13 protein-coding genes and 1 pseudogene are annotated in these 11,968 nt (G+C 59.7%); 10 read left to right on the top strand and 4 right to left on the bottom strand.

From position 1 onward, the window contains the following. A partial coding sequence (locus tag F6X42_RS43605) for a site-specific integrase (protein WP_512699655.1) occupies positions 1-255 on the top strand: 255 nt, incomplete at its 5' end. After that, positions 252-1,250, top strand: coding sequence for a site-specific integrase (locus F6X42_RS40140; protein ID WP_187639361.1), 999 nt, complete (start codon positions 252-254; stop codon positions 1,248-1,250). The genes F6X42_RS43605 and F6X42_RS40140, both read left to right, overlap by 4 nt. Here the strand turns inward: F6X42_RS40140 and F6X42_RS40135 are convergent. From F6X42_RS40135 to F6X42_RS40125, 3 genes are read right to left on the bottom strand one after another with little or no spacing between them, the layout of a single operon-like run. Then, positions 1,224-2,171, bottom strand: coding sequence for a tyrosine-type recombinase/integrase (locus tag F6X42_RS40135; protein WP_246530498.1), 948 nt, complete (start codon positions 2,169-2,171; stop codon positions 1,224-1,226). The two genes, F6X42_RS40140 and F6X42_RS40135, sit on opposite strands and share 27 nt — an antisense overlap. Next, entirely contained in the window at positions 2,168-3,145 is a 978-nt protein-coding gene (locus tag F6X42_RS40130) for a tyrosine-type recombinase/integrase (RefSeq protein ID WP_187639360.1), read from the bottom strand. The genes F6X42_RS40135 and F6X42_RS40130 overlap by 4 nt, the downstream gene beginning before the upstream one ends. After that, positions 3,142-4,368: a tyrosine-type recombinase/integrase gene (locus F6X42_RS40125; protein ID WP_187639359.1), complete on the bottom strand. Its 1,227-nt coding sequence runs from the start codon at positions 4,366-4,368 to the stop codon at positions 3,142-3,144. Before F6X42_RS40125 ends, F6X42_RS40130 begins: the two co-directional genes overlap by 4 nt. Before the next feature lie 305 nt (positions 4,369-4,673). Here F6X42_RS40125 and F6X42_RS40120 point away from each other — a divergent pair, with 305 nt between their 5' ends. From F6X42_RS40120 to F6X42_RS40095, 6 genes and pseudogenes are all read left to right on the top strand, one after another. Next, complete coding sequence (locus F6X42_RS40120; RefSeq protein WP_187639358.1) at positions 4,674-5,552, top strand: tyrosine-type recombinase/integrase; 879 nt, start codon at positions 4,674-4,676, stop codon at positions 5,550-5,552. Positions 5,553-5,560: 8 nt separating this feature from the next. Next, positions 5,561-6,769, top strand: coding sequence for an IS91 family transposase (locus tag F6X42_RS40115; RefSeq protein WP_187639357.1), 1,209 nt, complete (start codon positions 5,561-5,563; stop codon positions 6,767-6,769). Positions 6,770-7,145: 376 nt separating this feature from the next. After that, a pseudogene (locus tag F6X42_RS40110) lies at positions 7,146-7,460 on the top strand (ATP-binding protein); the annotation flags it as partial. 242 nt (positions 7,461-7,702) lie between these two features. Next, positions 7,703-8,848, top strand: coding sequence for a diguanylate cyclase domain-containing protein (locus F6X42_RS40105; RefSeq protein WP_187639356.1), 1,146 nt, complete (start codon positions 7,703-7,705; stop codon positions 8,846-8,848). A gap of 92 nt (positions 8,849-8,940) precedes the next feature. Continuing rightward, a complete protein-coding gene (locus tag F6X42_RS40100) occupies positions 8,941-9,264 on the top strand; it encodes a DUF4148 domain-containing protein (protein WP_187639355.1) in 324 nt (107 codons plus the stop codon). 172 nt (positions 9,265-9,436) lie between these two features. Continuing rightward, entirely contained in the window at positions 9,437-10,318 is an 882-nt protein-coding gene (locus F6X42_RS40095; RefSeq protein WP_187639354.1) for a sulfurtransferase, read from the top strand. Positions 10,319-10,617: 299 nt separating this feature from the next. On the opposite strand, the gene F6X42_RS40090 is transcribed toward F6X42_RS40095, so the two are convergent. Next, entirely contained in the window at positions 10,618-10,890 is a 273-nt protein-coding gene (locus tag F6X42_RS40090) for a hypothetical protein (protein ID WP_187633341.1), read from the bottom strand. Between the two features lie 385 nt (positions 10,891-11,275). Between F6X42_RS40090 and F6X42_RS40085 the strand changes: the two genes are divergently transcribed. After that, a complete protein-coding gene (locus tag F6X42_RS40085; RefSeq protein WP_187639353.1) occupies positions 11,276-11,506 on the top strand; it encodes a hypothetical protein in 231 nt (76 codons plus the stop codon). 119 nt (positions 11,507-11,625) lie between these two features. Next, positions 11,626-11,968: DDE-type integrase/transposase/recombinase (locus tag F6X42_RS40080; RefSeq protein ID WP_187639352.1), on the top strand; the 343-nt coding region annotated here is incomplete at its 3' end.

The following is an 11,968-nucleotide window of genomic DNA, read 5'->3' as shown; positions in this document are numbered from 1 at the left end:
TCCCGGCAGATCGGCTTGCGGGGTCCAGCGGACAGTCATGGCCCACGTCTGCACGACATGAGGCACGTGTTTGCAACGAATACGCTTGTACGCTGGTACCGTTCAGGACAGGACCCCGAGCGCCGCCTCCCCATCCTGTCAGCCTACCTCGGTCATGTCCACGTCGCTGATACGCAATGGTATCTGAGCGCCTCGCCGGAACTGATGCGCGAGGCGATGCGCCGACTCGAGCAGCACTGGGAGAGTCGGTCATGAACGCGTCGGCCACCTTTGCCCCGATGCTGGAGCGCTTCTTTACACAGCGCCTGATGCAGCAGCGCCAGGCGAGTCCTCACACGATCGCCTCCTATCGCGATACCTTCCGTCAATTTCTGAAGTTCGCGCAACAACGTCTGCACAAGCAGCCCTCACGTATGAATTTCGAGGAAATCGACGCCCCCTTGATCGTTGCATTTCTGGACGACCTGGAGAAGCGTCATGGCTTGAGCGTTCGCAGCCGTAATCTGCGCCTCACAGCGATTCACTCCTTCTTTCGTTACGCGGCGCTCGAGACACCAGCGCATTCCGCGCAGATCCAGCGGGTACTCGCCATCCCCAGCAAGCGTTTTACCCGCACCCTGGTGCACTTCCTGACACGTCCCGAAGTCGATGCCTTGCTCGCTGCGCCGGATCAGCGCACCTGGTCTGGCCGACGTGATCACGCCTTCATGCTGGTCGCCGTGCAGACAGGCCTGCGCCTCTCCGAGATGACCGGGCTCAAACGCGATGACCTTATTCTCGGCGTTGGCGCGCACGTACGCGTGATCGGCAAAGGGCGCAAAGAGCGCTGTACACCGATCGCCAAATCTACACTGGCCGTATTGAAAGCGTGGCTGCGAGAACCGCAACGCGGTGACGGTGATCTGCTGTTTCCCAGCGCAAGGGGAGAACGCCTCACTGTCCATGGCGTGCAATATCTGCTAAACAGACATCGCGAAGCGGCGTCCAGAGTTTGCCCGTCGCTGAAGCAGAAACGGGTCACCGTTCACCGTTTGAGACACACGATGGCCATGGACCTTCTGCAAGCGGGCGTTCGTCGTTCTGTGATTGCGCTGTGGCTCGGACATGAATCGGTGGAAACCACGCAGATCTATGTCGAAGCGACACTCGCGATGAAGGAGGAAGCTCTTGCGAAGACATCTCCGCCCCGCGGCAAGCAAGGACGCTACCGACCGGCAGACCAGCTACTGGATTTCCTGAATAGCTTGTAGCACCGGAAAACTATGTCGGGTGACTAGCCGGGTACATCGCTGCGCAACCCACAGTACCAAAGGTGATCGAGGAAGCCCATCCACGTTACCCGACATAGTCAGGAAGGGCACATAGTGTCTAAGGGAGTGAGGGTGGATGCGCTTCTCGCGGAGGGTAGGCACGACCGCTTCGGCGGCGATCAGATGCTTGCGAAGCAGGTAATGCACCCCAAAGCGGGTGAGCTTCTCGCCGCGACTATTGACAAACAGTTCCTCGGTCACGTCAAGCGGATGCTGGCGTTCGTCAACAAGTCGCCGCAGCAACCTGGCAGTCTGCGGCCAGATCGGACAGGTGCGCACCTTGTTCCCCTTGCCTGGCAGTCTGACCTGGCACGGCCGCTGCAAACGCAGGTCGCACAAACGAAGGTCGAGTACCTCCTGCACCCTTGCCCCGGTATTAAACATGAGCGAGAACAATGCGTAGTCACGCCGTCCAGTGGCAGTCGTTCGATCGATCGCATTCAGCAGCGCCTCGACCTCGTCCTGCTCGAGATATTCGATCGGCGCTGACCGGGCACCGCGTTTGAATGGAATGCCGAGAATTGCCTGCGACGCCGCCAGATGTTCAGGACGTTCAGTTGCCAGGAACCGCGCGAATGTATGAATCGCGGCAAGCCGGGCATTGCGCGTCGCTATGCCGTTGTGCCGGTCTCGCTCGAGAGATGCCAGGAACTGTCCGACCGATTCAGCGGTGATCGCTGCAAGATCCAGACGTTCAATGCCGCAGTGTCGCTTCGCACTGAGAAACCGCAGCAGGAGCAGCAGCGTGTCGCGATAGCTATGGATCGTGTGCCGGCTCATCCCTCGCAACGTGGGCAGATAATCCTGGAAGAACCGGACAAGACTCCGTCCGAGCTCATCGGAGTAAGAACGCGGTTTCATCTTTGCTCTCCGTGGACAAGATAGCCGAATCGTTTCGCGAACCGATCGCTCGCCAGTTCCTGGAGTTCCGGAATCCAGCGCAAATAGTAGGCCGTCGACACAATTGATACATGACCCATATAAAGCGCGAGCTTCGGCAGGTTTGACTGGACGTCCGCGCCCTGACGATACCAGCGCATCAGAGCTTCAATTGCAAAGGAATGCCTGAAGTCCTGAATGCGGGGAACCCGTCCGTCGACATCCCGTATGCCCGCGCCTAGCAGTAATCCCATGATCCCTTCACGCAATCCTCCTCCGGTGTAACCTCGCAGACCATGGCTCAGATTGCAAAGTAACGGTGACGACGACGAGGTGTCGAGCGGGGTGGCCAGGCGGCGCACGAGGTAGCGGCGTAGTTCCCGCCGGGCACCGCGCGACAGCGGAACCCACCTCGATTTGTGAAACTTCGATTCCCGTACGCGCAGGACCCCGGCCTGCGCGTCCGCATCGGCCAGCGTCAACCGTAATAATTCCCTTCGCCTTAGCCCAGCGGTGTACAGCAGTACAAGCGCCAGGCGCAGGACATACGGTCGTAGCGGCGATCTCGCCGTGGCCTCGCGCGTGCCGGCAAGTTCGAGTAGCTGCCCAACCTGCGCGGGAGTCAGGATTATTGGTGCGGCGTGCGGTCGCGGTCGCGCGAACCGGTTGATGTCCGGCACAAAACATCGAGGCTCGGTACGTTGCCGGTAGAGGCAGAAATTGCGCACGGCAACTTGACGGGCGCGGCGCACGTTTGAGGTAAGGGAATGGAAGGTCTTGCACCACGATTCGAACGACCTGCTACTCAGATCCGATTCCCCAACCCGGACGAGAAAGTCCGTCAGCGAGTGCAAGGTACGCTCCTGATTGCCGTACTGACGTCCTAGCGCTCGGCGGTGGGCAAGGTATCGACTGATGACCGGATCAAGCGCAGTTGATGCGATATGGGCGTTCATGATGCCCCCTTCGTCGAGGCGTGGCCACAACAAGGGACTGGTAAGGCAACCTCGCGCAGCGCCTCGATATGCAGGCGAAGATAGACGCACGTGCTCTCAAGGCGGTGGTGACCGAGCAGATCGCCGATCGTCTTCACGCCGACGCCTCGCTCTAGCAGGCGCATGGCAAAGCTATGCCTCAGGCAGTAGGGACTGGTCTGCCGAATGGGCAGACCACTGAGCCGTGCGCGCTTGGCGTAGATGTCGTCGACCGTTGCAGCCTTGATCGGACCAGCCGGGCACCGTACTCTGAGGAACATCTGCCGCGTGCCCGTCAAGGGTGGGCGTCGGCGTAGATAGCGCTCGAGCACGCATCGCGTTCGACCGTTGAGCGGCAGGATCAATACCGAGCGGGTCTTGCACTGGTTCACTCGCAGGGTTTTGTTCTCCCAGTCTATCGAGCCGAGCATCAATCCGGAAACTTCTGTTGGGCGCAAGCCATAGTAGGCCATCAAGGAGAGAATCGCGTGATCACGGCAACCCTCAACACTCGACCGGTCTATCGAATGCAGGAGCTTGCATACCGTCCTCCAATCGAGCGCCCGCGGTGGAAGTTCTCCGCGATAGGTACGGGGCGTGTCGATGACGTCGAGCCGATTCGTCGTATAGCCTCGATCGGCGCAGAACCTCAGAAAGGCGCGAAGGTGTGCAACCGTATGCTGAAGACTCTGACGGCAAAGACGCTTGCTGGTTTGATTGATAAAGCGCTCGACATCCTCGGATCCAACGCTCGCAAGGCGCCTACGCCCCGAACAGGCGCTCGCCAAGAAGCCGGTAACCGTGCTCAGGTGCTGTTCGACCGTGGAGGAAGACAGCCCACGCAGATCAATGAGGTGCGAACGGTATTGTGAAACGAGCGGGTCGAATCGGCCGGGCTTTGCGACCGGAACGAAGAGGCCCCGATCGGTTAGGAAGCGCGCTGCCGCTCGCTGCGTGGCGCGGTATAACGTCTCGTGCGACCACGGTGCGAACCAGCGGGACAGCGCAGTCGAGGTAATCGGGAGGCCGGTGCCAGCGGCGACATGGTTATAGGCAAGGACCTCACGGAAACGGTGCACGTGGCGCTTTGCGCAAATGCGCGTATAGCCGCGCTCGACGACCCACGCCGAAAAATTGCGGACTAGCGGTCCTTGCGGGCCGGCAGCATAGTGCGGCCAATCTCGGGGAAAGAGAAATTCCAGCATGTGAACTCCCATTCAAGTGAACGGAAGAATCACAGTAGCTCGTTCCAGTTATGTGTAGTACTGCGGCCTCAAAGCCCCAGTGTACTGTGGCCGCGGCGGCCGACTGCACATAACGACGTGCTGCACATAGGTCCAGTTGTACTAAACCGCTGACGCGGTAGAGGAGGAGAGCGAGAGCAGGTGGCTGACGTTCATCGGGAGCGGTGAGCTGGCGCAGGATCCCAGCGAGGAGAAGCAGAGATACCCAAGAGCAGTATATGGATGCCCGACCGGGCATGCCATCCACTGTTCCCCGGAGGTCCGCCATGACACTGCTCCGCCAACGAATGCTGCACGACATGCAGATCCGCAATCTCGCAGACAACACCCAGAAGTCCTATCTGCTGCAGGTTTCCAGTTTCGCCAAACACTTTCATCGCTCGCCCGAAGCGCTCGGTCCCGAGGACATCCGGGCCTGGCTCGTCTATCTCCATGAGGAGCGCAAGCTGGCAGCCAGCAGCCTCTGTCCAGCCATCGGTGCACTGCGGTTTCTCTACCGCGTGACGCTCAAACGCGACTGGAGCGACGAGGACTTTCCATTGCCGAAGAAGCCGGTGAGACTACCTGTCATCCTGAGCTTCGACGAGGTAAAAACCTTCTTCGACGCCATTCCCAGCCTGAAGTACCGGGCCATCCTGATGACCGCGTATGCCGCCGGTCTGCGAATTTCAGAAGTGGCACACCTGAAGGCCACTGATATCGACAGCCAGCGCATGGTCATCCGTGTGAACCATGGCAAGAATCGTAAGGACCGCTATGTAATGCTCTCTCCGCGTTTGCTCGAGATCCTGCGAACGTACTGGCTCGACGCCCATCCTCGCGACTGGCTTTTTCCCGGCGACATCCCCGGACACCCGATCTCCGCCGACGCGATCAGGCAGGCCTGCGACAGGGCGCGTCAGCGCAGCGGCATCCAGAAACCCATCACCCCGCATTCGCTGAGGCACGCGTTCGCCACGCATCTGCTGGAAACCGGTACTGATGTGCGCAGGATCCAACTGCTCATGGGCCATAGGTCCCTTTCCACAACTTCACGCTACTTACGGATCGCGACCAGCACCGTATGTGCCACCGAGAGTCCCTTCGACCTGCTCCCGCAACCCGAACCCCTCCCATCTCCGCCCGCTGCGCCCGAGTACTTCTGATCGCAGTCATGCGACCGGCGCTCGAAGTGGCGGAGATCTTCCGCCGCTGTGGTCCGCAGTTTCGGCAAACCCATGCCGACGGGCTCAGTCGTGCCCAGCGCCGTGCGATGAGCGCGATTGAGCTGTGCCGCACCGTGGCCCTTGGCGGCCATGTCGAACAGTGCGACGCCTGCGGTCACCAGCGCATCACCTACAACTCGTGCCGCCATCGCGCCTGCCCGAAGTGCCAGTCGCTCGCCCGCGCCCAATGGCTCGAACACCGGCAGGCTGAACTGCTGCCCGGGCTCGAGTACTTCCATGTGGTCTTCACGTTGCCAGAGCCCATCGCGGCGCTCGCCTTTCAGAACAAGCGGGTGGTCTACGACATCCTGTTCCGCACCAGCGCCGAAACTCTGCGTACGATCGCCGCCGACCCCAGACACCTGGGCGCCGAGATCGGCTTCATCACAGTGCTGCATACCTGGGGGCAAAACCTGCAGCATCATCCGCACGTGCATTGCGTGGTACCGGGCGGCGGCATCGCCCCGGACGGCGAACACTGGATCGCCTGCCGTCCCGGATTCTTCCTGCCCGTGCGCGTACTCTCGCGGCTGTTCCGGCGACTGTTCCTTGAACAGTTGCGCCACGCCTTCGACACCGGCGCACTGCATTTCTACGGCCAGCTTGAACCACTTGCCAACATTCAGGCATTCTCCGCCTTTCTCGCGCCGGCCGCACAGGCGGAGTGGGTAGTCTATGCGAAGCCTCCGTTCGGCGACGCCCGGCACGTGCTCGACTACCTGGGGCGCTATACCCATCGCGTGGCCATCTCGAACAACCGGCTGGTCAGCTTCGACGACCGCCACGTCACCTTCCGGTGGAAAGACTATAAACACCCCGCTGCAACGAAGACCATGACGCTCGAGGCCGACGAATTCATCCGCCGCTTCCTGCTGCATGTGCTGCCCGGCGGCTTCCAACACATCCGCAGCTACGGCCTGCTGGCCAATTGCCACCGGGCGGCGCGCCTGGCCACCTGCCGCCGGCTGCTCGGCGTCGAGGTGCCCGCGGAAGAAATACCCGACCCGACGGAAGACTACCGCGACCGCTACCAGCGACTCACCGGCAAGTCCCTGCGCGATTGCCCCGTCTGCGGCAGGGGTCACATGGTCTGCGTCGAAACCTTCCTGCCCGGTGCACTGCCCCGTGCGCCGCCAACCGCTCACCATGTTCACTGATCTGCGTTCGCACCACAACCAATCACGTTTCCATGCATTCCTGATGGCAATGCGCCTGGCCTTGCGTCATCGAGTCTTTGCCGTCGGCGAACGCCCCGGAATCTGCACCCTTGACCTCGCCAACTCAAAGCTCCCACCACCCTCACGCACTCATCCACTTCACTTCATCCTTGCCCGGCGCCCGGTCAACGCGGGTGGCACGCATTGAATAACCCCGGTGGCCATTCAATGCCCATAGCGGCGACCGCCTGCGGAGCGGTTCAGCACAAACGGTTTTTTAGTTACCGATCGCGGCCTGACTTCATCGGAACTTGCTCACAGGCACGTAGCCGCGATCGCCAACCAAAAAACCCTCTGCCTAACGTTTTGCAAAACGTTACTGGACGAACTCGGATATCTGCCCTTCAGCCAGGCCGGCGGGGCGTTGCTATTCCACCTGCTGAGTCGTCTGTACGAGCATACGAGCGTAGCGGTCACAACGAATCTGGACTTCGCCGAATGGTCCAGTGTGTTCGGTGACGCGAAGATGACCACGGCATTGCTGGACCGGTTGACGCATCACTGCCACATCGTGGAAACCGGCAACGAAAGCTACCGTTTCCGCCATAGCAGCGCCAGTGCAAAGAAGCGTATCCGCTCGCGTGAAGCAGTGCGCAGAGCCGACGGTGCGGGCGCGAACGAATCAGCCTGATCGTCGCTTGCCGCGCAGTGGAAGCCGCTACGGGCTACGCCCTTCGCAGCTTCCACTGCGCAATACATCCTCACACAAAGGAGGACAAGCACTCCGCAAACCCATACACTTATCCACAACCGGTCCTGCTTCGGACCGGTCTCCACCCCGGCTCAAAGCCCGGTCGGCGCGGTGGCTTAAAATTCATTCGGCGCGGACACGCCATTGAAGCTTTCCGACCTACTTCCTCTTCTGGGGGCCGCGTGCTCGTCCGTCTGTTCCGCTCGGCGAGAGCCGACCGTAATCGATTCATCGCGCTGTATCTCAGCATGGGCTTTGGCCTTCTGGTTACTGCTACTCTCTTTGTGTATGAGGCTCGCATCATCATCGTCGCCGACGGCCTAGGCGACGAGGAAGCGTTTGCCGTGCTGGGGACCGCGAACCGCGTTCTGAATGGCCTGGAAAATGCGGAAACCGGCCAGCGCGGTTACCTGTTGACAGGTGACGAAAGCTATCTGCAGCCGTATCAGCAGGGAGTCCGTGACCTCGATGACACGGTGCTGCGGTTACATCAGGTGGTAGTCGGCGACCAAAAATCTGTTGAGCTTGTGCGTCGCCTCCAGATTGCGAAGACCGACAAGGTCACTGAACTGGTGCGCACCATCGAGCTTGCTCGCAGCGGCAATCGCAATGCCGCCATCGCCCTTGTTCAGACCAACGAGGGCAAGCGTTACATGGAGGGGCTTCACTCCGAACTTGACTTGTTGCTGGATGACTGGCGGCAGAAGTGGAAGGTCGCTGTGCAGGAGGCACACCAGCGCCTTTTCTTCGGAACCGCCGCCCTGGCGGTCATCGCCGTGCTTGTGTGCTGCCTGATGATGTACACGGTCTTCGTTCAACGTCGGGCATTTGCAAGAATGCATGCTTACTCGGCCACCCTCGACCAACAGGCGACGCAGGACGCCCTGACTGGCCTGCCTAATCGCCGTCGGCTGCTGACTGCCCTTGACGCACTTGGCGCACTCGCTGAGCCTGGATTCCGGAGAACCGTGCTGCTCTATCTTGATGTCGATGGCTTCAAGAGCGTGAACGACGCACTTGGTCATAGCGCCGGCGACGCATTGCTGCGTCGGCTTGCAGAATCGCTTCGCGCAGCGACGCGTCAGAATGATGTGCTGGGGCGCGTCGGCGGCGACGAGTTGGTCCTGCTGGCACCTGATTGCAGCGACGACGGAAAACTACGGGAACTGGCGGGACGCCTCGTATCGTGCGTTCGTGCTGTCGGTAAGAACGAGTTCGGCGGGCGCTTCCCGATTGGCGTCAGCATCGGCATCGCGACGTACCCTGCTTCGTGCCATAGGTGCAGGTCGAAAATTTGTGTGAAGACGTGGCGCGCAGCGAATGCATAAATTACTAAATTAACTTTCATCTGCGCGCTATCAATACGACAGCGTGGTCCGCGTAGGCTGCATTCGTCAATTTCCTCGACGGAGAATCCATCGTGAAAACTTTTCACCGTGCCGCTATCGCTAGCCTATTGGCCGCTGCACTCGTCGTCCCGATCGTTTCGTATGCACAGACCGATGGTCCCAAGACTCGCGCGCAGGTGCAGGCCGAACTGGTCCAGCTCGAAAACGCTGGTTACCATCTGGACGGCGGCGACGCCGCGACTTATCCGGCGAAACTGCAGGCCGCCGAAGCCAAGGTCGATGCGCAAGAACAGCCAGCCGCCACGAGTTACGGCGGTACGTCGAACGGAGCGTCGCAGGCTGGCGGCAGCCGCGTTTCAACTGCCGACTGGAACGCGATGTACAACCACCCGTGATGCCCGAATCCACCTAAGGTGCAGTCACGCATTTGCTGATTTGCTGCGTGCGGGCTGCAGCAGAAAGACAGACTTTCTGCTTCGGGTTTGCGTCGTCACGACAGGCGTTTTCGGACAAAGCAATTTTCCTCTTCCGTAATGGGCGCTTCCGCCCATCGCGCTACTGGCGTTCGTGGCTGACCTTACTGATGTGCTGGTCGGATTGCTGCTGTGCCTTATGGAACCGCTTGTTTCTGTTGCCTGGTTGCGAAAAAACCTGACGCGACCGGACCTGATCATCCTGGAAGCAGGACTGCCAACGGCCGTATCAGCCGGCGCGGCACCGCCGACTGAGGACGAGGGAATGCCCGGTTCTATATACGTTGATCTCAATAAGTATTTCGCAGACGAGGATCAAGTTTTACCTCACATGCTGGCGGCACCCTGCAAGTTTTCGGAGGATGCGCGGGCGTTAGGCGGAAACCGCGACGATACGATTGTCGTATTCGATAAATTTGGCATTTACGCAAGCCCGCGGCTGCGGCTGGCATTCAAGGCTATGGGCCACGACAAAGTCGCGGTGCTTGATGGCGGCTTGCCTGCTTGGCGAGCGACCAGTCCCGCCGGCTACCCTCGTGCATCTGACGCGTACCGACAGCCGGGCAATTTCGTCGCAAACTTTCGATCACAAGTGTTTTGCGACGCAGAATTTGTTTGCGAAGCGATGCAATCCCCCGACTATGCGATTGTTGATGCGAGGTCTTCGGGACGATTCAAAGGAACGGCTCCTGAGCCACGAGCGGGCTTGCGTGGCGGACATATTCCTGGCGCAGTAAATATGCCCTTCGACTCGGTACTCGATCAAGGAGTTATGCGTTCTGCGGACGAATTGCGAACTATCTTCGATGGGCTTTCTTTGGCATCAAAGCGACTCGTTTTTAGCTGTGGTTCCGGAGTGACGGCGTGTGTTCCCGCTCTAGCGGCAGAGGTGATCGGAGTAACTGACATCAAGGTTTATGACGGGTCTTGGTCTGAATGGGGTGCCCGACGTGACCTGCCAATAAGCGTCGACTGATGTGGCCCAGTCCCGTTTACATCCCAGGGGAAGCGGAAGGCTCATTGGTGAACTTCAGAGTCGACTCGAGCAGAGGTGGCCATCACGCCGGCCGAACGTCCGTATAAGAGAAATGTGAGAGGCTGTTTTGGGTCGACGGCTGCCCGATCGCGATCAACGGCGGACCACACGGCCTGATCTATGTCGGTGACCGCACTTGCTTAGCAGGGAGCGTAACGTCGTCCGTGGGCTCAAATAGCATGGTAGCGTGTGGTTGCTGCTGCGGAAGGAACCATTGAGGTGCGGGGAATGTCGTCGTTCTATTGGCCCACACCCTGATGTGCTGCCGCTATGGCAGCATCACGCTCTTTTTTGGCTGCTGCCTTTTTCTCATCGAAAACTTTTTGTGCAGCGGCTACGTGCTTGTTATAGACACGATTGGCTGCGGCCACCTGTTGGTGCATCCTCACGATTTCGTCGGGATGCCCTGCAGCCGCCGGCGCACTGGTTGCGGAATTGTCTTGAGCCCAAACGGACGCGTTTGAAAGCACTGCAACGAAAATGGCCGAAGTGGTAACCACGAGAAATTTCATGATGAGCTCCCGGAGATATTGCGGATATGTCGCAGTCCAATCGTCGACGGATTTTTCCACCCTACTCGGCCAGGCGGGTGAGACCAATGGGACCAAAGTCCGATAGCGGCCCCGGAACTCCGTATTCCCACCGCGCTGGACCCCGGCTCCATTTGAAACCATATGCGCAGCGAGCGGCCGACAACGCTCACGTCAAAGGCGAGTGCGCAGCCCCTTTCGCGGCATGGTCCTTGCACGACTGTGCAAACGCCTGGTTTCGGAAAATTGAGGCGGGACTTGTCAGCCGGCGGACTGGCAGCGGGCTGACCTGCCATTAGCGACAGTTCAGAAGCCACAGACGTGGAATATCGGTGACGGTGAAAGATGACGCAAAGGAGAAAAATCGGTGCCGGCAAGAACGATTAGCAAGGGCAAACACACCTACCGTATTGAACCGATCCGACTGGCTGAAGGAGGGTACACATTTGAGATCGTCCATATTGACCATACTGGAGACGCGATCAAAGAAGTGCGGCACGAACCGGGAATCACTTACGCGACAGAAGAGGCCGCCATGGACAATGGACTTCATGTGGCGGCAGAAATGGCTGAACAGCAGGACGACGGAACTCCGTAAGTTGTCGAGCCTGGCGGCGGGACACCCGCCCGCCGCCCCACGGATGGAATTCAGGAATGCTTCCCCTCACCCTTGAAGGGCGTTGTCACGTTCGCGCGCTGGTCAGCTAAGATGACGTGATGAAGAAGACGAAATCGCTCTACCATGGCCATCGATTCCCGCCGTCAGTCATCAGCCACGCGGTTCGGTGGTATTTCCGCTTTCAACTCAGCCTTCGCGACATTGAGGAGCTATTGTTCGAGCGCGGCGCGGTTGTCAGCCATGAATCGATCCGGCGGTGGACAGACAAGTTCGGCGCCAGTTTTGCGCATCAGGTCAGGACTGTCCGGCGCAAACCGGGCAGCACATGGCATCTCGACGAAATGTTCGTGACGCTGCGCGGCGAGCCCTGGCTGCTGTGGCGTGCAGTCGATGAGCACGGCATTGAACTCGACATCCTGCTTCAGAAGCGCCGCGACAAGG

It is taken from the genome of Paraburkholderia podalyriae (genome assembly GCF_014397785.1).
Taxonomy (GTDB): Bacteria; Pseudomonadota; Gammaproteobacteria; order Burkholderiales; family Burkholderiaceae; genus Paraburkholderia; species Paraburkholderia podalyriae.
This window is presented reverse-complemented; position numbering and strand designations above follow the sequence as displayed.

Coding starts and splice junctions, on each gene's coding strand:
- F6X42_RS40140 (WP_187639361.1), top strand. CDS start 252: ATGAACGCGTCGGCCACCTTTGCCCCGATGCTGGAGCGCTTCTTTACA.
- F6X42_RS40135 (WP_246530498.1), bottom strand. CDS start 2,171: ATGAAACCGCGTTCTTACTCCGATGAGCTCGGACGGAGTCTTGTCCGG.
- F6X42_RS40130 (WP_187639360.1), bottom strand. CDS start 3,145: ATGAACGCCCATATCGCATCAACTGCGCTTGATCCGGTCATCAGTCGA.
- F6X42_RS40125 (WP_187639359.1), bottom strand. CDS start 4,368: ATGCTGGAATTTCTCTTTCCCCGAGATTGGCCGCACTATGCTGCCGGC.
- F6X42_RS40120 (WP_187639358.1), top strand. CDS start 4,674: ATGACACTGCTCCGCCAACGAATGCTGCACGACATGCAGATCCGCAAT.
- F6X42_RS40115 (WP_187639357.1), top strand. CDS start 5,561: ATGCGACCGGCGCTCGAAGTGGCGGAGATCTTCCGCCGCTGTGGTCCG.
- F6X42_RS40090 (WP_187633341.1), bottom strand. CDS start 10,890: ATGAAATTTCTCGTGGTTACCACTTCGGCCATTTTCGTTGCAGTGCTT.